The organism is Paenibacillus sp. FSL R10-2736 (assembly GCF_038000245.1).
In the GTDB taxonomy this organism is placed as follows: Bacteria; Bacillota; Bacilli; order Paenibacillales; family Paenibacillaceae; genus Paenibacillus_AQ; species Paenibacillus_AQ phytohabitans.
Window position 1 is genome coordinate 2,007,673 of the sequence record NZ_JBBOBN010000001.1, and the last position, 22,606, is coordinate 2,030,278.

Sequence of the window (22,606 nt, forward strand, 5' to 3'; positions counted from 1 at the left end):
CGATGATTCCATCGTATGCCTTTTTAAGTTGATATTCTTGAATTAGCCGCTATCCGTTGACAATTTATAAAAAAGTAAGCTATGATCTATTTGAATGTCAGTAAGTACTGACAGTCATTAGTAAGAATAGAAACGAGGCGAATGAATGTAATGGACGATAACGTTCAATCAAAGGATAGTATGCGGACCAATCATGGTATGCCATTAATGCGTATTCTTGTTTTTACACTGATCATCTCCGTGATGAATGGAACGATGTTTAATGTGGTTCTTCCGGTGATCAGCAGACAGTTTCAGCTATCCCCATCGCAAGTGAGCTGGATCGTGACCGGTTATTTAATCGTATACGCTATTGGCACAGTGACCTTCGGCAAACTGACGGACAAATACAGCTTGAAGAATCTGCTGACGTTCGGGCTGTTGTTCCTTTCTGCCGGCTCCATAGTGGGGCTACTTGCTACCGAGTATTGGATGATGATCGCCGCCCGTATTCTGCAGGCTGTTGGAGCATCGGTCATTCCTGCGCTGGCCATGATCATTCCCATCCGTTATTTTGCACCGGAAAAGCGCGGGCGGATGTTAGGCACCAACGTAATCGGGACATCTCTTGGCGCTGCACTAGGCCCGATTATTGCCGGCTTCGTGTCCACTGCCTGGAACTGGCAGGTGCTGTTTGTGATTCCTCTACTGTCGCTGTTTACACTGCCGTTGTACCGCAAATATCTGGATGATGAGAAAGGGAAAGACAGCACAATCGACTTCATCGGCGGAGTTCTGTTGGCAGGAACGATTGCTGCCTTATTGCTTGCGTTGACTAACGGAGGGAAGGGGTATGCTGTGACAGGGGTTGTTATGCTGATCCTGTTCATGGTGCGTATCCGCTATGCTGCTGATCCGTTCGTCAAACCTGCTGTGTTCCGCAACAGACCGTTTACCTTCGGTTTAGCAATATACTTTGTAACGGCGGCTATAGGCTTCGGGACTCCGTTCACTACACCTCAAATGTTATCCCAGGTAAACCAGGTCTCACCAGCCGTTACGGGGATCATTATGCTGCCGTCGGCTCTTGTCACTGCATTTATGGGACGCAAAGGGGGCAAGCTGGCGGATGAGAAAGGCAATCCTTTTCTTCTATATACAGCGGCCAGCATTCTTATCTTTGGTTTCTTATGCTTGTCTTCTGTTGTGGGGATGTCACCGGTCTTTATCTCGGTCTTTCTTATCTTCAGTGTGCTCGGTCAATCTTTGATGCAGATTGCTTTGACGAACACCGTTTCACGGACGCTGCCGAAGGAGCAGATCGGAATTGGGATGGGCCTCTTGTCCATGTTTAATTTCATTGCCGGGGCGGTCTCTGCCGCTGTCTTCGGGAAGATCCTTGATATGGGCACAACTGCTATTCATCTGAACCCGTTCCCGCACAATAGCACTGCCTTCGTATACAGCAATATTTTCCTGGCGCTCGCGTTATTGGTTGCTGTAATGGTCTTGCTCTTCTTCCTTCAATTCGGGCGCAGTGCTAAAATACAAAGCGGAGGTGGATTAAGTGAGCGAAGACAGCAGTATAAGCAACAGTGACAAATTGCTGCTCGCAGCAATCGATTTAATTGCAAGCAAGGGGTATAAAGGGGTAACTACCCAGGAAATAGCTGCCGCAGCCGGATTCAGTGAGAAAACATTGTTCCGCCACTTTGGAAGTAAACAGAATCTGCTCGAGGCTGCCTTTGACCGCTTTCATTATGCTGAAGAAATGACCAGGCTGTTTGATGAAAAGCTAATCTGGGATTTGCAGGCAGACTTGCTGCTGATCAGCCGGACCTACCATGAAATCATGAACCGCAACCGGAAGATGATCATGATCAGCGTGAAGGAAGCGGATAATTTGCCGGGGTTCAGTGAAAGAACATTGAAGCATCCCAGACAATTTATAAGTATTTTGACGAATTATTTCACGGTGATGGCCGGCAAGGGGAAGCTGACCGATGTCAATCCGGAGATTCAGGCCTATTCCTTCATCTCGATGAATTACGGGGTTTTCGCCAACAACCTGGATATTGGTACAATCTCAATTGAGACATTCATTAAGGAGAGTGTACAGACCTTCACCAGGGGGTTAACCCCATAAAGAGAAGGCTATTCAATAAAAGAGGCTGGCTGCCTATAACGGGAGCCGGCTTTTTTGCTATGGAATATAGTTCGAATCCAAATCAATCAGCAGCGATTGAGACAAATAACTAAAATTCTGCAACCCTGACTGAAATTTGCTGCCTTATGAATTCAAACATGATCAAATATAATTGAGAGAACAGAAGCGGTTGGAAGAAAAGGGGCGGGAGATGGCCAGGGTTAGGAGCACAGCAGAGCAGCTTAAGAGGTGGCTTGCTGATCTATCCATTCAAATTAAGCTGATTGGGGCTTATATCGTGATTATTTTGGTTCCGGTTATTGTAATCTCGAACTATTTGTTTACCGGGTTCTATCAGAATACGATCAAAGACATCATCAAGGAGAACCGTTACCAGACCGATAATGAGAAACAAGAAATTATGAGCAGGATTGGAGTGATGGAGCAGTCAATCGGATTACTGGTTTCGGATCGGCAGCTGAGGGAGTATGTAACTGTTGAATCGGAGCCCGGGTTGAACGATATCAAGCGGTTTCAGGAATACTCCTTCACCTATTTACAAACCGTGTTGTTCAATAATTCGGATATCGCCAATATTCACTTTTTCGTGAACAATCCATGGATTAGTGAGCTCTGGCCGATCATTTATCATGAAGAAAGGATTAAGGACAAGCCATTTTATACTAAAATGCTGAATCAAAATGGAAAAATTCTATGGGAGATTCAACCTGAAGATGCAATATTACAGGACAGCAACGATGCTGTGAACCCAAGCTCAAGCTCTATAGTCTCCTTGATGGCGGGAGTTAATCAAATGAACAGCCAGAATCTCTTCCAGCATCTTGGAATCGTCAAAGTCGATATGCCCATCGGGAATTTCTTCAAAAAAGCTTATAACAACAGCAGTGACCGGGACTCCCGGTTCTACATACTTGATCAGCAGGGCAACCTGCATGCCAACAGCACAGACCCGCTACCGGGATTGGATGAAGCAGATATTCAGCAGGCCGTCGCTAAGTACAAGCAGGCAGGCAAGTCATCATTGCTGCTCTCCCACAAGGGGGAGGATTTCCTATACCTTGTTGAACCTATCGATAAAATAAATGCAGAGCTTATCAATGTGATTTCATTACACACTACATATTCCAAGATAGATCACACCCGAAACACCGTTATTGTGGTTATTCTATTCCTGCTGATGCTTCTGGCAATTACAACCTTCTTCATGCAGTCCATCATACTGAACAAACTGAATATTCTGCGGGACTCCATGAAACAAGTGCGCGGCGGTGACTTTGGCGTAGACATTGATGTCACAGGCGGCGATGAGATCGGAGAGCTGGCCCACCATTTCCGGCAGATGCTGAATACGATCAATGGAATGATCGCCGATGCGGTGAAGCGCAGCGCAGCTACGAAAGAAGCCGAGCTCCAGGCGTTGCACAATCAGATTGATGCCCATTTTTTATACAACACCCTGGAGAATTTGAAGATGCTTGCAGAGGTTGAGGGACAGTATGTAGTATCGGATGCGCTCACTTCCCTGGGCAGTATGATGCGTTACAATCTCCGATGGACAGGTGACCGGGTGCAGCTGAGAGATGAAATGGGGCATATTCAGCATTACATAGCAATTATGAGCATCCGTTATGATGAGAAGCTGAAACTGGAGATTGAGGTGGAGGACAGATTTTGGGATCACGAGATATTGAAGATGTCGCTGCAGCCTATTGTGGAGAATGCCTTGAAGCACGGGGTTTATTCCGCTCTGATGAAAAGTGACGGCCTGATTGTGGCTATCCATGCTTTTGAAGACGGGGGTTTCTTCTATATTGAGGTGACTGACAATGGTATCGGAATTGCAGAGGATAAGCTGCAGGAGCTGAATCGTAAGCTGATTATGAGTGAAGAGGAATTTAATGCATTGCCCCGGGAGACGGCGGAAACAACGGAGCTGAATAAGGGCAGCGGCATCGGGCTGAGAAATGTGAATCAGCGGATTCAGATGGTGTACGGTAATGAACATGGACTCCAGATAGAGAGCAAGCGGGGGAGCTATACCCAAGTGACAGTTAAACTGCCTTTATTAACATCAGGTAGAGGAGGAACGCAGATTATATGAGAAAGCTCCTGATTGTGGATGATGAAAAGAATATCCGCCGCGGGCTTCAGGCCATGATTGAGCGGGAATATGCAGATGTATATGACATTCACTTGGCTTGCGATGCTTTTGAGGCGCTGGATATACTGAAAGCTGTGCATATAGACCTTCTGATTACAGATATTCGTATGCCGGAGATGGATGGGATCGGATTAATAAAATCGATTCAAGACTTCCATCTGAAGCCTGTAATTGTAATAGTCAGCGGCTATGATGATTTCTCTTATGCCAAAGCGGCTATCCGCTATGAAGTGAAGGAATATCTGCTCAAACCGGTGATCCGCGAGGAATTGGCTGCTGCAATTAAGCGCGCTGAAGAGGAGCTTGGACGAAGAGAAGAAGTGATAGATGCACTGTCCGCGTCCTCTGAGCAGCGGGAGGAGTACATGGAGAGCCAGCTGAATTACTACGCGGGCTATCCATCAGCGGAGGCGGAAGAGGTTAGAGAGCGGCTGACCCAGCTGGAGCTGAACTGGATGGATCAAGGTTTTCATGCAGTGATGATTAAATATGCGGGAGATTTGCAGGCACTAGGGACGGTTACCTTTAAGGCGCAGATCCATGCGTTAATAGAACAGCTTCAGCCTGCATTTCATTTTCGCTTTGTACGTTTTTTTGGCCGGAATACGCAGGCTGTTATCCTGACGGAAGGGATGCATGCTGCCCGGATAGTAACCGGACTGCTGATGCAGGCAGATTCTCACCTGAACATCGCCGTAAGCGGGCTGAATTACGGGATGGAGAAGCTGTACTCTGCTTATGAGGAGGCGGCTGTTTCTTTGAAGCATACTTTCATGCTGCCCGCACCCGGTATCGTAACATTCGAAGAGGTTTGCCTTAAGGATAACGGCTATCAGGTGCCGGCAGATACAATCAAAAGGGTTGCGAATATGCTGGGTTCAGGGCGGGAGAAGGAGATGCTGGGCCTGCTGCATGAGATATTAGACGCTGCGGATATTAGCCCGAAGAATATCGGGTATCTTGAGGAAATCAGCAGAGCCTTGAACGAAATTGTATTTGATCAAACCAAGCAATCTTATGGTAAAGAAGAATCATCAGAAATACTCCAACAGTACAGCAAGGTTAGCGATTTATATCAGTTCAGCTGTTTCCAAGACTATTACCGTGAAGTAGAGAGCTTATTCCTGCTGCTGGATGGCAACCTCCAAACCTTGAAATCCGTGCAGATCGATAATAAAGAAATGAAGAAGGCGATCCAGTACATTCATGAGAACTATGCGCAGAATATTAATATGACCATTATTTCTAATCTAGTGTCCTATAACTATTCTTATTTCAGCCAGGCCTTCCGGGATTACACGGGAGAGAACTTTGTGACCTACTTGAAGAAGTACCGGATCGGTAAGGCGAAGCAGCTGCTCCAGACAACAGATGATATGATTTACGAGATCGCCAAGAATTCGGGGTTTGAGAACACGAAGAACTTCAACCGGGTATTTAAAGAAAGTGAAGGTGTAAGTCCGGTAGAATACCGTAATCAGCAAAAAGTACTGTCTGCGTCAATAGATCAATAGCCGAAGTGTTTACCATCCCTTACTCTTTCATCTCAATGGTTATCTCTTAAATTTATGGAAGATTAATCCGATAAATAAGGGATCTGCATAACAATAATGGATATATATTGATAAGGAAGCAGGGATGATATTGTCTTCCAGGAAGCTTATCTTTAACGGAGATGAAGTCCAGCGCCTGCAGACCAGAGTAGGCCAGGTAAGCCAGGACACCAACCGGCTGTATTTGCAGCTGAAGGGCCAGTCCAGCGGCTGGGACGGGATTCCCCTAGGAGACCGCCTGGTGAAGGCCCAGGTCATGATCAATGAATTAACCGTAGAAGCAGAGAAATTGGAGGATATTATCCGGGTAGCCCTGAAGGGGATCACAGGACTGCAAGAGGAGAATAAACGGCAGGCCGACAAGCTTACGCAGCAGTTTAGTCTTCTCGCGGGTGCATTCGGAAGCATTGGGACGTCAAATACCGCTGGTGGGGTTTCCATTCCTGCCATTGTGCAGAAGAGTGTATCGCATCTGATCACGTCTGTTACCGTCCTGCTGGGAAAGGATGAGCTGAATAACGATCCGGCAGTGCAGAAGCTGCGAAATATCATCCAAACGTCCGGGCTTTTGACCGTAGAGGGTATTGCGGCCCTAAGCAAGCTGAAGGATATCTTCGCGGCGCGGGATGGGATCGCGAAGGCGCAGATGGCCTTCAAGGTCTATGAAGCGTTCGGGAACAAGACGCAGATGGAGGCCGTCCACGCGCAGGCTGAGGAAGCACGCCAGAAGCTGGCTTCGCTGGGTGTAGCCAAGGTCCAATATGAAGCAGGGAAGGATCTAAGCAGCTATTTCAAGCAGCCGGCTGTCAAAGCCTGCGATTATGATCCGTCGATCACGGCGGAGAGTGTACCGCTCATACATAACGAAGAATATCTCCTGCTGCTGCGGATGGCGATGGAGAAGAGTGCCGCTGGGAACTATGCGCGAAGCCAGTTGGAAGTGAAGCGGCTGCAGATTGAGGCGGCTGAACGTAAGTTGGCGCTGGATAGCAATACGGAAGCGAAGAAATATAACTTTGAGGAGTACAGCAAAACACTTATAGGAAACACATGGGTACTCAGTAAAAATGGCATAACAGACCAGGAGGCGGCGCAAGCATCCATAGCGTATCAGGAAGCCGTCAGGAATGGAGAAATCAAATCTAATCTGGATAATGTGCCCGTTGATATCATGCAGGAGCAGATTCTGGCAGCGAAAGACGGGACCAACTACTGGACCGGTGCGAAATTATCGAAGCTGCAGGCCTATGGTATAATCATTAGCAGTGTAGTCGCCAGTTTTCAAGGGATTGAAGGAATGCGCGGCAATGTAACGATAAAGAGAAGCCTTCCGCTGAACCCCGGTGCGGGTGAAATATCTGCGTCTAGGGTGAAGAAGCTAAATGTTCCGGTATCTGAGGGAACGGGTGAAAATAAATTACCTAATCGGACAATTGATAGCTTATATGAGAAGACTCAAAATGTTAGAGGCGATATTAACAGAGAAATAGAAAAAATAAGAAATTCCGACGAATACAAAAATCTCTCAAAAACACAGAGAGATAAACTTGATAGAAAACTAAGAAAGTTAAGTAGTGGGAATGTCGCAGTGGCAGATGTAAACATTCCTGGTATTCAAAAAGGATTTCAAGCACACAGTCAGATTCATTCCTCTGATAGCGTTGGTAGTAATGTTGGAGATTTTAGTTCATCCAAAGTTGATAAGTCATTGGAAACCTATGTTGATGATGAATTTCCAAGATTTAATGACACGGAGGCAAAGATTCTTGAGGATATTGCTTCTCAAATAAAAGACCCAAATGTTAAAGGGCGAATAGATTTGTTTACAGAACTAGATGCATGTCAAAGTTGTTCCAATTTAATTATGGAATTTAGACGTAAGTTCCCAAATATTGAGTTGAATGTCTATTCTAAAAATATGAAATAAGGACTGATGATATGAACATGACAAGTTATGAATCAATAAAATCATCTATAGTTTTAGACTTTGAAGAATATATTGAAGAAGAAGGTTTAAATGTGGCGCAGGTTTCAGCAAAAACTTTGGAAGAGGATTGGAGAATAGTAAACGATAGTTTGTTTACTAAAACATTATATTTTGTTTCTATTACAATAGAGAGTTTGAAATATAAAGAAATTGCTGATTTTATATATTCTAAACTGGATAGTTATTTGAAAAACACTAAATTTGAAGAGCATATAGATAAAAATGACATTGATAAGCTGTTACAAGATATTCAAATCTGTAAACAATTAATTAATAATAAAAGTGAATACACAATCAGGGAAACAAGCGATTCTACTAAATCAAGAGTTGAATACATCTTAGGTTTGAAAGTTGATTAATTTTAGTTGTTGTATAGGAGGTTGCTACGAACATAATAATGAGGGGGCTACCCAGTGCCGAATGAACTCATTATTCAACCAATAGCACACTTAACTTATGTAATGCCGCTACAAGAATTTCTTGATTTCCTTTGTGCGCACGTAATGCTTGATTAGTATAATCTAATTAATGCTAAAGCGTTACATATAACAGGTCGATTATGGTCAGATACCACCATGATTGACCTGTTTTTTGTTATGTTCGCTTTCTTGCGTTTCATTCAAATTTACTCGTAACTGTAGATTACCCTGTAGCGATAATGAGGAAGAGGTAGACAGAATCACAACTTTCAAGATGCATAGCACGACAACTATAGTAAGGCCGGTAAAAAGAAGATTATTTATCTGCAACATAACCAACCATTGCAACGATGATTACTTTGTCGAGAACAATTTGGTAACGTGCAAGTCAACATATACAGGTAAGGTTACGTTTTAGGCTAGCCACCTTGCCCTCTAATATAGTCCGAAATTCGTTGGAAAATTTCGGTTGGGGGCTGAACATGGAAGGGGTACAAGTTTCAATTGAGCGTATTGTAGTAGAGTTCACGGAGGTATATTGGGATTTCTTTAATCCTTTTCAATTACGTCTTCGTGAGTAATTAAATGCTAACCTACGTTTGAAAGAAAAGGGGTTTAAGTATCATTTACACGTAAGAGATAATGGGCATTACCTACACATTTCCTATCAACTGACCTTCGTTCCAAAGTCAAGAAAGAATACGCTAAGAATCGAGTGCCATCCCGATAATTTAGTTCATTTCTATTCATGGCTAAAGCCAATATAGGATTACGCCAGAGAAATCCTATTTATACGATGTGATGTAGCGTTTGACATTCCGTTACCTATATCAGAATTGTTCACTTTATCGCTTACAGGACGGAATATGCACACTTGGCAAGGTAATCGCTACTCGATCACGGCGGAGAGTGTACCGCTAATACATAACGAAGAATATCTGCTGCTGCTGCGGATGGCGATGGAGAAGAGCGCCGCTGGAGCCTATCCCGGTGCGGGTGAAATATCTGCGTCTAAGGTGTAATACCTGATCAGTATAAGAATATTTCACATCCTAAAACTGTATATGATCCAAGTTGCAATCTCAAATGATCAAATAATACAATGGGGGAAAGAAGCGATGGCGAATGGAGAAATTGTGAGTAGGGATATTCGAGGAACAGCATCGAATGGTTTGAAATTCACGGGATACCTTGATGAAAATGGGAAAGTGACAAATTTCTTTCCGACCATATCAGAATGATTTCTAGGAGGATGATTTGATGAGTGTCAAATTAACAGAGAAAGAATTATTGGATATGTATTATCGACACCTTGAGGGGAAATATTTTTTAGATGCACTTAAAAACTATTGCAATGGAAATGGGTTTGGTGGCAGTGAGAGTGTTTGGTGTGTTTTTGCTGGTGAGTTAGATGAGTGGGAAGAAGGTTATTTCGGAGATGAGGGAGTTTGTTATTTTTTTGACTACCTTGCGGTAGAGGTAGATCAGACAATTGTATTGGATTACCCGACTTTCTATCAGTATCTAAATGAAGCAAGTATGGACTATTTAATACGGAATCCAATTGTTAAGGATGAGGTTGAAGCTCGATTAATGGAAATCAAACAAAAGTTTAATATTGCATGAGTTGGCGAGAACATTTCTAACCTATAAAATGACTGCTGGAAAACTAAAAGTTGATGCTAACGGAAATGTTAGTAAAATAACAAATGAATCAGGACACTATACATCAATAAGAACTAACGAACAATGGTCAGGTAGATTTAGGAAATCAAAGTAAATACAATCAACTAAATTGAAATAAAGGAGTAGGTATTTTGATAAAAGTTACTCAAATGAATGAAGAAATTTTTTTAACAAATTTATCTAAAGCAGTTGATAAGATAAAAGAACTAAGAGAAATTTCAAGCAATATAGTTAAATTTGTTATAGAGCCTATGGAGGAGCATGGGAAAATGTTAGATGGTGGCGACGAAATGATGAAACGTCTTGTGTTGTCTAAAGACAATATTGGTGGTAAAAAACTATTATTAGAAGATGTTGTTGGGGTTTTAGGAGGGCTTTTTCCGAAAGCCCCCATATGGATTAATATATCTTTTATGGAGATGGAAGGGGATGCCGCCATATTCAAATTGGAAACTAGTTTACGTTTTAGAAAACCAACATTATTAAGGAATGCTGAAACAGGTCATGCACCCTTTAACGTCATTGTGTAAGGTTTTTAATGATTTTTGTTTAATGGCTCAACTGGTCCATACAATACCCGTATAAAGACACATCAAATGGTTTAACTTCAAATCCTAAAAACGCTATTCCATTACAATGAACAGGTCCACTATGGTCAGATAACACCATGGTCGACCTGTTTTTTGTGTGGGAACAGAAGAGGAATCCTACATCTTTGGATAACTCTAAATGATATGGAAAATAAAGCCGATAATAAAAAGGCAACTTATATATCAAGTAATAAATTACATATGAAATATTGCTTTGCGGACGAAGCGTGAATGATCAATAAGATAGAAATGAGGAGCGGATATTATGAAAAAAAGACCTTTATTTTATTTATCCACAGCAGTTCTGGCAGTTAGTATATTTGCGGGTGTAGGCAACGCCGTACAAGCTGAGGCACCTGCAGCTGCATCATTTACGGATACGACAGGACATTGGGCAGAGGCTAGTATTCTGGCTGCGGTGCAGAAGGGCTATGTGTCAGGCTATCCTGAAGGAACATTTCAGCCGGAGAAAACGGTGAGCCGCTCCGAATTTATAGCTATGCTGGTTCGTTCCCTGGGGCAAGCCTCAGATACGAGTGTAACCTCCCCGTGGTATACCCCTTATGTTAAGGCAGCGACGGAATCAGGCTACTATGTAACCGGGGATTTCAGCTCAGATGATTGGAATGCGCCTCTAAGCAGACAGGAGTTAGCCAGAATTGCAGTGCATGTCATCGGGAAAACGGCAAAGGATAATACGGAATATATGTATATGGCGACCTCGAACGGGGTGTTATCGGGAACGGGAAACGGGGCACTGAATATAACAGGAACAACGACTAGGGCCCAAACCGTGACGGTTATTGAACGAATCTCACATATCTTACAAGGAGAAACACTTCCCGTGGATACATTGGCTGTGGCCAATGCGCAAGAAGCTATGAACGCTCCGAAAGACCCGTGGGGAAGAGTGGTCCGTACAACGAATCTCCCCAAAAATGCAAAGGATTTCCCATACATACTGGAAGAGTACCCGAATGAAATGTACGAGTTGGAGCTTCCCTTCAAGGGAATAACAGAGCCGGCATTTAAGATCAGCACGCCAGCAGAATTATATAAAACGGATACTCTTATTCAGAATAAGAAGGAAATGGAGAAATGGAAGGAAAATGCTGAGGCGTATTACAAGCTCCTCCTAAATGTAGATTACCGGACAATTAACGGGAAGTGGGCTACGGACTTATATAGTCATAAGAATCAGTGGAGTCGGCTTGAAGAGGTTACGGCTTATGTAGCTTGGGTGAAAAAGAATAAAATTGTGACAGAGGGTTCACTTGTGGTTGAGCCTTCAATGGTATTTCATTCAAGAATTGGTGGCTATTTTATGCGTTCGCAATTCTCTTTTAGAATCAAGGAATATAACGAATATAAAGATATTTTTGATGATGATCGTTTTAATACTCATCAAAAGTTCGATAATCTCAAGTCTCTCGGTAAATTTCAAAAGGGCCAGTGGTACTACGGATATACTAATACTGAACTTAGCACAAATGTGCAAGATGGCATTCAAAGAGTAAGCTCTGATATTTCTCTATTTAAGTTAAGCACTATTATTCACAAAAAAAACTAAGGCGATAAATATATGAATATACCCAAGAGATTTTGCTCGAAAATCTTAATTCTCCTAATATTCTTTTCACTACTGATAAGTATATTCCCGAGTCAAATCTTTGCCAGTAATATGATTATTAATAGTGATGGCTCATTTGCCTTCGATACAACCTCCACAGCGGCGACGACAGGGATCAAATTCCGCACGGTAGGGTTTACAGTTCATCGGACAGAAATGTGTACTAGTACTCAATGTGACCCGCAATCAGGAACTCATGGTGAGATACGGATTCAGCAAGTAGGTCCTGATGTACCCGTCGGAAATGGACAAGTTCAAACTTTTTTTGAAGTTCCAGAAGAAATGGTATCTCAAGCGCTAGTGGAAGCCGGACTTGAAGATATTTCATATGGAGGAACCATTTATCTATCCGCTATTTTCCATGTTCTGCACTATAGCAACAATGTACTTATCTCAGAAAGTGGAGATTTTGTTGACCTTCAGCATATAAAAGGTGCGGAATCTTGGGCAAACCTTGATGATTTTAGACAATATTATGATCGTAACGTCACGTACGCTCCTAAGTTTCCTGTTACCTTAATGCTCAAAAAAAGCACGGGACAATTAATTTCTCAATCTGCTGTGGTGAATCCGGATGATCCATCACACAACTGGAAACCTGGTCAAACCATCACGGTTCCTCTCCAAGCAACACTTACTGGTGCAGATGGTAAAACATACAGATTAATTAAATCATACTTACAGTCTAAACATCATTTAAGCGATATGAACCATATTGTAACGGGTGTTATAGCCGAGCGTAACTTCACAACTTATCTCGGGGGAACCAACGTCATAGCCGTTTATGAAGAAGATGAGGGAACTCCTCCAACAGACCCGGCACCACAATGCAGCGTGGTAATTAATCCTCCGTCAAAAGGAACAGTCCTATCAAATGCTGTACTTGACCCTGCAGCGTCAGGTGTTATTCGTGCAGATCATAGGGACGCCGAGCAGTTTGATGTTACGCAGGGAATACCAACCACAGAGAGCCTGTATGCGAATGTACTTGCCAACAATTATCTTCATCAATATCAGTTTGTGAATATGACCGGAACCGTCACTTATACAATTCAGGTGCAGAAAACGTATAACTTGACTTGGACTATACCCGCCACTGCGGGTGTGCCTCCTGCAGCTGGAACCCCAGCCCAGCCGAAGGAACGCCCGGAAACCGTAACCAAGGATATAACCGTAACGAGGCCCTATTCTTATTGGCAAATCGACAATTTGGAGATCTACAAGCTTTCCAAATCGACGTTATCCAATTACGCGCTGCCGGGCGGTTCCGTACAATTGAATCCTGCCGGATATACAGAGCCTTCGCTTTCATCTGAATATAGTACGGACGTAGATGATCACGTAAGGCCATTTGCCTGCGAACCCATTAAATTGGATCCGGAAACGGTTTCCGGAACTACAACGGAGCCTCAAGTTCCTAACCAGACTGCCGCTTTCCAAAGTGAAGCAGAATCGAGTGTGGGCAAGAATACAGTGAATAATGATTCTGTCGTTTTTAATGAGATGACCATAATGGATCAAACAGAGGTACCGGAGTCAGCGCCTGCCCCATCCGCCTTACCCGCGCCAACTCAGATCGATCGGAATGTTCTATATGGCACGAATTATTGGATAGGGTCAACACTGCAGAACCGGGCGAATACATTAAGCTCCGGGTCCATCTATTACGACCTGATCCCTGGGAATGTGAACGGCGGCTCCAATAAAAGTTTTGCAATAAACGGCATTAATTCCGTAACAGTTCATACTCCTGTAGTCAATTACTCTGTTATTCCGGATGACAACCGGCCATATGATCAGCGGATGTCCCCGGACATGACAAGGACGGTGCTGATCCTGGACCGGCCGTTTACCGTTCATTTTACGGAGAGCGGGCAACATCTTAATATTCCGGGTTATGGCAGCAGAGATTACATGAAATATACCCTGAATAAAAGGATACAGTTTCCGTTTGGTGTGTTTGAAGGCAGCGAGTACTATTCCGAAGGCACCTGGATTAATATCCCTGTCGGAACGCCAGAAATGACTTTTACAATGCCGACTTGGGTGAATGAAGGCAATTATACCGTTCATACGCAATCGTGGGCCATTAATGGCACACCTGCAGATCCAACCGGTCTCTGTGAACTGAACAGGAACGGAGATCTCAATAATTATTGCGCCTCAAATAGCTTTGATGTAGGGGTGGTAGGACGCCTGTTTGATTTTCGCATATGGGATATCGGGGACTTCAGGTTTGAGAAGGTCTTCCGTACCGCAACGGGAAGCACTGATCACAGCCCGGCCATGTACTATACAGGGGGGAACGATGAGAACGGAAACCCAACAGCCTTATATGGACACAAGCAATGGTTCCTGCCGATCCGCAAGGGCTCCCATCCGGCCGAGCAAAAGACGGTTCCGCATAACGGGTATTCCTTCTTATTTGATTTCCGGACTATAGGGAATTTGTGGGAGCCGGGTGAGGGGATACGGATTGAACCTACGTTTTGGTTTGTTCCAAAGACTGGGGGTTCACCCGCTCCTGTGGATCTGTACTATGATATCTCTGGAACTGCGAATAAAATGATAGGCGTTGGTTCACCCAAGGATACTCTGAGTTATAAGCGTACCTATCGTCTGGCAGACAGCATGCGAAATATTCCAACCGGCGAGCTGTCTACAGCGGCCAGTTATGAATACAACTATATTCTGTCGGATGCAGAGCGGGCAGAGACTTCATGGACCAAGTTCTACAGGCTATACCTGAAGCGTAAAACGACAATAGGGAACGGGTACAACCTGGAGATACTCCCTTTTAAATCCAGAACTTTAGTAGGTCCCACGGTAATCCCGGCCTCTGTGAATCCGGTTACGGCGGTACGGAGTGTACAGCATTGGTATGGAGAATATCATTTGCCGATTGCTCCTTACATTCTCCCTAAGGACACTAGTATTGTTTCACTCGCCAATCACTATGGAGGAGCTTTGGACGGGCATGAGCCGGAGTTTTTGAGAGGGGGATATATCCTCGTGAAATTCGAAATTTATACGATAAAAAATGGCGATGCCAATACACGCATTCTCGGATATAAGGCACCGATTGCTAATATGTGGGCCATTGAAGGTCAAATGGCGGGGGATACCGATGAATTGGGGCAGATGTTTTCATTTTCCTCAGGGGATATCATAATGTTCGAATCAGACTATTCTGTACGGAATGATTATCAGGGACAGAGCAAATAAAGAGCAAACAAAATGTGGGGTTAAGCGGGAGGGTGGACATGGCGTCAACGAAGCTTATATTTAACGAAGATGAAGTCCAGCGCCTGCAGACCAAAATAGGCCAGGTAAGCCAGGACACTAACCGGCTGTATTTGCAGCTGAAGGGCCAGTCCAGCGGCTGGGGCGGGATTCCCCTGGGAGACCACCTCGTGAAGGCCCAGGTCATGATCAACGAATTAACCGTAGAAGCGGAGAAATTGGAGGATATTATCCGGACCGCCCTGAAGGGGGTTGCAGGACTCCAGGAGGAGAATAAACGGCAGGCCGACAAGCTTACGCAGCAGTTTAGTCTTCTCGCGGGTGTATTCGGAAGCATTGGGACACAAGGTCCTGCCGGGCGGATTTCCATTCCTGCCATTGTGCAGAAGAGTGTAGCGTATCTGATCACTTCAGTTACCGTCCTGCTGGGAAAGGATGAGCTGAATAACGATCCGGCAGTGCAGGAGCTGCGGAATATCATCCAAACCTCCGGTCTTTTGACCGTAGAGAGTATTGCGGCCCTCAGCAAGCTGAAGGATATCTTCGCGGCGCGGGATGGGATCGCGAAGGCGCAGATGGCCTTCAAGGTCTACGAAGCGTTCGGGAACAAGACGCAGATGGAAGCCGTCCACTCGGAGGCAGAGGAAGCACGCCGGAAGCTGGCGTCCTTGGGTGTAGCCAAGGTTCAATATGAAGCAGAGAAGGATCTGAGCGGCTATTTCAAGCAGGCAGGAGTTAAGGCCTGTGATTATGATCCGTCGATCACGGCGGAGAGTGTACCGCTAATACATAACGAAGAATATCTCCTGCTGCTGCGGATGGCGATGGAGAAGAGTGCCGCTGGGAACTATGCGCGAAGCCAGCTGGAAGTGAAGCGGGAGGAGATCAGGATCGCTGAGGCTGTGAGGCAGGTCCAGGAGCAGATCGAAGCTGCAAGACGGCTGAACGGTCCGCCGCTGGAACTGCCGGACGGCTCTCCGATTACCGCTAGCAACAAAAGAAATGAGACGACCTTTACCTATTATATGGAGCGGATTTCTGATCCCAAAGTAACCAATCAGGTGCTGGCCTATGAAATGTGGCTGGAAGACACGTACGGTATGACGGAATGGCGGAAAAAAGTCGTACAAGCGGACGCGGTAGTAAGGGCTTTTGGGGAAGGCTTGATCACAGAGGTCGTCATGGGTGTGGCGGATACGGCTACTTTTGCCTTCAAGCTTGTGGTCCACCCGGTCAAAACAACAACAGAAATGAAGAATCAAGCGGTGTATATCATGGAGCATCCGGAAGTACTGGTGGAAGCGGCCAAGATGGCGTATCATCAATTTGACGAAGGAACGCCGGAAGAGAAGGCAGCGATGCTGGGCTCGGTAGCGTCCATCCTGGTTCCGGGACTGCAGGTCACCAAAATCGGCAAAGCCGGAAAAGTGATTGGCGGGGTGGAAGACGTTGTCAGTCAAGCGGCGAAGGATGCTTTGAATGGGATCAAGCAGAAGCTCCCGGATCTGGGTCCGGTATTGCAGACGCCGGAAGGGCTGGCCTTCAAGGCAGGGGAAATACCCGATACCCCAGCGTTGCCGAAGACATCCATGCAGCAGCAATATATTGATGCGATGGATGAAATGGGTGGTGGCGGGAGTAGGATTGAGGGGCAGGGTGAAGTACCTGAAAAGACTTTTGCTGATAATCCTTTTGATGATACAGGGAAACTAATACCTAATGCGAAGTATAAGGCTGGTGAGCACCAATATAATTATGAAACAGATCAGTTGGGTAGAATTGAAAAGTTTAGTACGGATGAGCTAAAATTAACGGCAAGAGATGAAAGATTACCGCATGATGCAAATACACCAGGCAAAGTAACTGGAGACCATGCAGGTCATTTGGCAGGAGACAGATTTGGAGGGTCACCAGAGATTGATAACCTTGTATCTCAGTCAAGTAATGTGAATTTGAGTAAGTATAAAAAAATTGAAAATCAGTGGGCGGCAGCAATAAAGGAAGGAAAGCAAGTAAAAGTAAATGTTGAAGTGAAATATGAGGGAGATGACTTACGACCATCTAAATTTATTATAGATTACGAGATAGATGGAGAATTTTTTTCTAAGGATTTATTGAATTGAAAGGATGATCAATCAATGAATAAGGTATTTGAAGATTTTTTTAGTGAATTGCAAGCGGATATGGTCTCTATATGTTTGGAGTATGTTAGTAATAATGCTGATACAATATTTATCTATTGCTCATTTGAGGAAAAGGTCATTTCCAGTGATTTTTTCTTCTTGATTAATGGGAAAGTTGTTAGAAAAAACAAATTAAATGATGCTTTGGAAAAAGATGAAAATGAATTTCAATATAATACATCTGTAGACCGGCAAAGAGGAGTAATGAGAATAATAAATGGAGACATCGAAAAAATATATAAATTATGCAATGAGTACAACAGAGAAATGCCAACTGAAATTAAACTAGTTTACAAAGTAGATAAGAATAGTCTTAATGCTGAATATAAATATGATTTGATACATACTAATGATCCTGTTAAAACTGCAGATGACATTTCTATGGAATGGTTTGAACAAATTAAAATGGGACTAACTAAATAATAAAGTCTGAACCCAATGATTTTGTTTCTTTTTTGGAAGTGACTAACGTTGGTCACCGAACTGCCTAATTGCAAATGAAACAGAAATTATGTTCATTCAATTAGGAGGGAGAGTCAAGTTATGACCTATGTCAATTACTTGAAGTATTCTTTTATAATGAAGAAAGTATCGCTATTCTGTTACACAGGACAGGTCGATTATGGTCGGATTCTACCATAGTTGACCTATTTTTAGTTACCGGAATATAAGATGAAATCTGATGAAATGGGTGGTGGAATTAGTAGTAATGGACCTAAAGCAAGAGCTGCGAATATTAAACAAGCAGATATAAAACTGGCTAAGCAACTTAATAATTCATCTGAGTTGGCTAGTTAATTATTAATTTGGGTTAACCCAGGAAAAAACTTGTGTCATCTGAAATTAATAGCAAATTTGAACATGAGCTTTTGAACCAGGCGAATTTGCAAATAATTAGAAGGGGGATTTCTCAAATGAAAATAAATGATTCGGTGTTTGGCGAGCTCGAATATGATTATGTTTGGACTACGAATACAACTATTGATTTTCTTGGAAATGAAACCGAAATATCACTCATGGTTAAAGGGGATGAGGAAGGTGAATTTGATGAAGAACAGTATTTGGCATATCAATTCTTAATAAATAAATGGGAGCAATTGCAGCGAAATTTCTTGCAGCCAATTTTAGAATATTATCAACAAAAGCGGGTTGAACTAGGTTATGATATTGCTTTTAATGAGGATTATCCCTTAGTTGAAACAATGGAGGAACTTCTTGAGATGATTATTTTGGAAGGAATTGTTGTTCCATATGGAGATGTAAGGGAAGGACGAGATATTGGAATTCTATTTAAGTGTACATGGGATCAGGAAAATGGCCTGGGACTTCGTTTATTGGATGAAGCTGTAATTGATGTTTGATATCAGGATGTTGTTATTTAGCAGCAAATTAATCGGAATGGGGAGCATCTATATTTTTTGACGGCGCTACCTCTCCTGCTTATAATGAACAAATATAACGCAGCAACAACGACGGGAGACGCGGGAATGGAGCAATATACGGAAGACATAGGGTATATCATGTGGAGAGTCACGAACAATTGGCAAAAGTTAATGAAAGCTGAGCTGCGGGAGGTGGATCTGACACATGTCCAGTTTGCGCTGCTGCGGTCCTGCCATGCACTGAATGAGCGGGAAAGCGCGTCCGGTGTGACGCAGATTCAGATTGCCCACAATTCTGATATCGATCCGATGATGGCTTCAGAAGTGCTGAGAACACTGGAGAAAAAAGGGTATATCAGCCGTGTGCCGCATCCGCAGGATACCAGAGCCAAGCTGATCTCACTGACCGAATCCGGTGTAGCTGTTATGGAACGTGCCAGCCGGATAGTTATGAGCGCGGACCAGATGTTTTTCTCCAAGCTGGGGCCGGATATGCATGATTTCATTGCCCGATTAAAGATGCTGTCGACATAGATCTGGAATGAATTTGCCAAAAGAAAGGTTAAAGAAAAACCTTGACTCCATTTAATAAGTGAACATATAATAAGCGGACATATAGATAATATGGATAGGCAATTCGAGAGGAGAACGTTAGTACATGAATGAGGCATTACAAATCAAGGTGAAATACAAGGTAATCCCTGTGCTCGTAGCGCTATTACTGGGGGGATTCATCGGTCTGTTAAGTGAGACCATGATGAACGTGGCCCTGCCGGTGCTTATGGCGGAGTGGAATCTTTCCGCTTCAACCGCACAATGGATCACCACAGGTTACATTCTGGTCATCAGCATCATTATGCCGGTCTCAGCCTTACTGCTGCAGTGGTTCACAACTAGAAAATTATTCGTGACTGCCATCAGCTTATTTATGCTCGGAACCTTGGCCGCAGGACTTGCCCCGGGCTTTGGGATGCTGCTTATCGGGCGTTTGGTTCAGGCAGCGGGTACCGCAATCTTGATGCCGGTCATCTTCAATACGATCCTGACTATTATTCCACCCGCCAAACGCGGGGCGGCTATGGGTATGGTAGGTCTCGTGATGATGGTAGCTCCGGCGCTTGGACCTACCGTGTCCGGGCTGATCATCGACAAGCTGGATTGGCACTGGATGTTCTGGGTGCTGGTTCCTTTCCTGGTGATCGACTTTATTATCGGGCTGCTTAATATTGAGAACGTGGCAACGATCACCAAACCGAAGATTGATATTTTGTCGCTTGTCCTGTCCACCATCGCTTTTGGCGGTATCGTATACGGGCTTAGTGTTGTGGGCGAAGGAGACGGAGGCTGGGGCAGCCAGAAAGTTATCGCCTGCCTCGTTATCGGACTTGTAGCGCTCTTATTGTTTATTTTGCGCCAGCTAACAATGAAGCAGCCGATCATGAATCTGCGGGCGTTCAAATATCCGATGTTCACAGCAGGTACGTTGTTTATTGTTATCGGGTTCCTGACGATCTTCGCTACATCGTATTTGCTGCCGATCTTTATGCAGGGGTCACTGAGATTGTCAGCGCTGTATGCCGGACTGCTCATGCTTCCCGCAGGGCTGGTCAATGCCATACTGTCCCCTATTATCGGACGGAGCTTTGATAAAGTCGGCCCCCGGGTACTGGTTATTCCGGGTATGATCATTCTGTCCGCTGCCATGTGGATGTTCACCAGCGTTGACGTAAATACTCCAGTCTACATGATCATTCTTATGCACTGCTGCATGACAGTAGGTCTGGCTCTTACCCTGATGCCTGCGCAGACGAACGGGCTGAATCAGCTGCCTCGGGAACTGCATCCGCATGGTACAGCCATCATGAATACCCTGCAGCAGTTAGCCAGTGCAGTCGGAACAGCTCTGATTGTAAGTGTGATGACTGCCGGCCAAAGTACTTACATCAGTACTCATTTGGATACCGCAGCAGCGGATATGGGATCACTAAGTCTGGCGGCAGGCGTGCATAATGCGTTCATTCTGGCGGCAGTCATCACGCTGATTGGTGTGATTGCCGGGTTCTTCGTGAGACGGAGTATCGTTCACAGCCATGCTGCACCACAGCCGGATACGCCAAGACGGCAGACGGCTTCCTAATATTCGAGAGTTAATAAAGGGATTTCCGGCATTTGCCGGAGGTCCTCTTTTAACAATGGAGTACAAATATAGCGGGTTTCTATTGGTCACTTGCACAATGCATTTCGTCCGATCATCAATATTCTTTTGCTGCCCTAAGACCTTATAATGAGAGCGTGTTCAACAAGTACTTAGGGGGATATTTGAAATGGAAGGATTAATCATTGATTGGTACGGAGCACTGGCAGGACTGGCAATTGCCATTATTCTGATCCTTAGAAAATTGAATCCGGTATACGCACTGTTCCTGGGAGCCATTGTAGGGGCGCTTATAGGCGGAGCCAATCTGGAACAGACGGTAAGCGTTCTTGTAAGCGGTACACAAAGCGTAATGGGTACGGTTCTGCGGGTGCTGGCCGCCGGTGTTCTGGCTGGTGTCATGATGGAATCGGGTGCAGCTGAAGCAATAGCCCAGGCTATTGTGAGAAAGTTCGGCGGAAGCAAAGCGATACTCGCCCTCGCATTGGCAACGATGGTCATTACGGCCATGGGGGTTTTCATTCCGGTAGCGGTATTAATTGTGGCTCCAATTGCTCTATCGGTGGGTAACAAGATGGGGATTTCCAAGGTAGCGTTGCTGCTGGCACTGTCGGGCGGAGGGAAGGCCGGGAATATTATCTCCCCCAATCCGAATACCATCGCAGCCGCACGGGGCTTCGACCTGGATTTAAGCCATGTGATGCTGGCGGGTCTGATCCCGGCCGTCTGTGGATTGATTGTAACCGTTATCCTTGCCTCATTGCTGAAGAAAAAAGGTATAATGGTTACCACTGAAGAAGCTGCTAACGGTACCGACACTGCGAATACAGCTACTTATCCGCCGCTCAGCCGAGCGATTGTCGCTCCTCTGGTTGCGATTGTCCTGCTGATGATTAATCCAATCGGTTCGATCTCCGGGATCGAAGCACTGGCCAGACTCAAAGTGGATGCGCTTTATATTCTGCCGCTGGCCGGAATTATCGGTATGCTGGCGATGGGGCAGGGGAACAAGGTTCTGCAGTATACTTCCTCCGGTCTCAGTAAAATGACTGCCACCGTCCTGATCCTGATCGGGGCAGGCGGAATTGCCGGCTTGATCTCTGCTTCGGATTTATCGAATCAGGTGGTTCATCTCATTGAGCTGTCCGGTATCTCCGGCACGTTCCTGGCGCCGATCTCCGGTATTCTGATGGCAGCGGCAACCGCGTCCACTTCGACTGGGGTTATTGTGGCGACCGGCTCCTTCGGACAGGCCATTCTGGATATGGGCACGGCTCCGCTGGCGGCAGCTGTTATGGTCCATACCGGAGCGACGGTCATCGACTCGCTGCCGCAGGGCACCTACTTCCACGTTACTGCTGACAGTATGAAGATGACGATCAAGCAGCGTATGGGGCTGATTCCTTACGAAGCGCTTGTCGGCGGAACGATGACGATTGTGGCTACGCTGGTTTACGGATTTTTATTCTAA

The 22,606-nt window shown here is 44.8% G+C and carries 18 protein-coding genes and 1 pseudogene; all 19 read left to right on the top strand.

From position 1 onward, the window contains the following. Positions 1-150: 150 nt before the first annotated feature. Positions 151-1,578, top strand: a complete 1,428-nt coding sequence (locus NSQ73_RS08315) for an MFS transporter (protein ID WP_340986099.1) — start codon at positions 151-153, stop codon at positions 1,576-1,578. Continuing rightward, entirely contained in the window at positions 1,547-2,125 is a 579-nt protein-coding gene (locus NSQ73_RS08320; protein WP_171721135.1) for a TetR family transcriptional regulator, read from the top strand. Before NSQ73_RS08315 ends, NSQ73_RS08320 begins: the two co-directional genes overlap by 32 nt. 211 nt (positions 2,126-2,336) lie before the next feature. Further along, the gene (locus NSQ73_RS08325; RefSeq protein WP_340986100.1) at positions 2,337-4,247 is read left to right on the top strand and encodes a cache domain-containing sensor histidine kinase; all 1,911 of its coding nucleotides are present in this window, start codon (positions 2,337-2,339) and stop codon (positions 4,245-4,247) included. Further along, positions 4,244-5,821 (top strand): response regulator transcription factor, encoded by a 1,578-nt coding sequence (locus NSQ73_RS08330; protein WP_340986101.1) that lies wholly within the window; start codon positions 4,244-4,246, stop codon positions 5,819-5,821. The genes NSQ73_RS08325 and NSQ73_RS08330 overlap by 4 nt, the downstream gene beginning before the upstream one ends. Before the next feature lie 130 nt (positions 5,822-5,951). Next, complete coding sequence (locus tag NSQ73_RS08335) at positions 5,952-7,787, top strand: deaminase domain-containing protein (RefSeq protein ID WP_340986102.1); 1,836 nt, start codon at positions 5,952-5,954, stop codon at positions 7,785-7,787. 11 nt (positions 7,788-7,798) lie between these two features. Further along, complete coding sequence (locus NSQ73_RS08340) at positions 7,799-8,206, top strand: hypothetical protein (protein ID WP_340986103.1); 408 nt, start codon at positions 7,799-7,801, stop codon at positions 8,204-8,206. 926 nt (positions 8,207-9,132) lie between these two features. After that, positions 9,133-9,288, top strand: coding sequence for a hypothetical protein (locus tag NSQ73_RS08345; protein ID WP_340986104.1), 156 nt, complete (start codon positions 9,133-9,135; stop codon positions 9,286-9,288). A gap of 238 nt (positions 9,289-9,526) precedes the next feature. Beyond that, positions 9,527-9,892, top strand: a complete 366-nt coding sequence (gene cdiI, locus NSQ73_RS08355) for a ribonuclease toxin immunity protein CdiI (RefSeq protein WP_340986106.1) — start codon at positions 9,527-9,529, stop codon at positions 9,890-9,892. Between the two features lie 34 nt (positions 9,893-9,926). After that, a pseudogene (locus NSQ73_RS34935) lies at positions 9,927-9,995 on the top strand (hypothetical protein); the annotation flags it as partial. 88 nt (positions 9,996-10,083) lie between these two features. Then, complete coding sequence (locus NSQ73_RS08360; protein WP_340986107.1) at positions 10,084-10,482, top strand: hypothetical protein; 399 nt, start codon at positions 10,084-10,086, stop codon at positions 10,480-10,482. Between the two features lie 325 nt (positions 10,483-10,807). Then, positions 10,808-12,112 carry an S-layer homology domain-containing protein gene (locus NSQ73_RS08365; RefSeq protein WP_340986108.1) on the top strand — a complete coding sequence of 435 codons (1,305 nt, stop codon included), beginning with the start codon at positions 10,808-10,810 and terminating at the stop codon, positions 12,110-12,112. A gap of 12 nt (positions 12,113-12,124) precedes the next feature. Then, entirely contained in the window at positions 12,125-15,397 is a 3,273-nt protein-coding gene (locus tag NSQ73_RS08370; RefSeq protein ID WP_340986110.1) for a DUF5704 domain-containing protein, read from the top strand. Between the two features lie 38 nt (positions 15,398-15,435). Beyond that, positions 15,436-17,538: a DNA/RNA non-specific endonuclease gene (locus tag NSQ73_RS08375; RefSeq protein WP_340986111.1), complete on the top strand. Its 2,103-nt coding sequence runs from the start codon at positions 15,436-15,438 to the stop codon at positions 17,536-17,538. 15 nt (positions 17,539-17,553) lie between these two features. After that, positions 17,554-18,021, top strand: coding sequence for a DUF600 domain-containing protein (locus NSQ73_RS08380; RefSeq protein ID WP_340986112.1), 468 nt, complete (start codon positions 17,554-17,556; stop codon positions 18,019-18,021). Positions 18,022-18,270: 249 nt separating this feature from the next. Then, positions 18,271-18,396 (top strand): hypothetical protein, encoded by a 126-nt coding sequence (locus NSQ73_RS08385; protein WP_269323106.1) that lies wholly within the window; start codon positions 18,271-18,273, stop codon positions 18,394-18,396. Between the two features lie 116 nt (positions 18,397-18,512). Continuing rightward, a complete protein-coding gene (locus NSQ73_RS08390) occupies positions 18,513-18,959 on the top strand; it encodes a DUF6985 domain-containing protein (protein ID WP_340986114.1) in 447 nt (148 codons plus the stop codon). Positions 18,960-19,085: 126 nt separating this feature from the next. Then, on the top strand, positions 19,086-19,514 hold the full coding sequence (locus tag NSQ73_RS08395) for a MarR family winged helix-turn-helix transcriptional regulator (RefSeq protein WP_042138877.1): 429 nt from the start codon (positions 19,086-19,088) through the stop codon (positions 19,512-19,514). 124 nt (positions 19,515-19,638) lie between these two features. Next, positions 19,639-21,117 carry an MDR family MFS transporter gene (locus NSQ73_RS08400; protein WP_340986116.1) on the top strand — a complete coding sequence of 493 codons (1,479 nt, stop codon included), beginning with the start codon at positions 19,639-19,641 and terminating at the stop codon, positions 21,115-21,117. Between the two features lie 187 nt (positions 21,118-21,304). Beyond that, positions 21,305-22,606 (top strand): GntP family permease, encoded by a 1,302-nt coding sequence (locus tag NSQ73_RS08405; RefSeq protein WP_171718118.1) that lies wholly within the window; start codon positions 21,305-21,307, stop codon positions 22,604-22,606.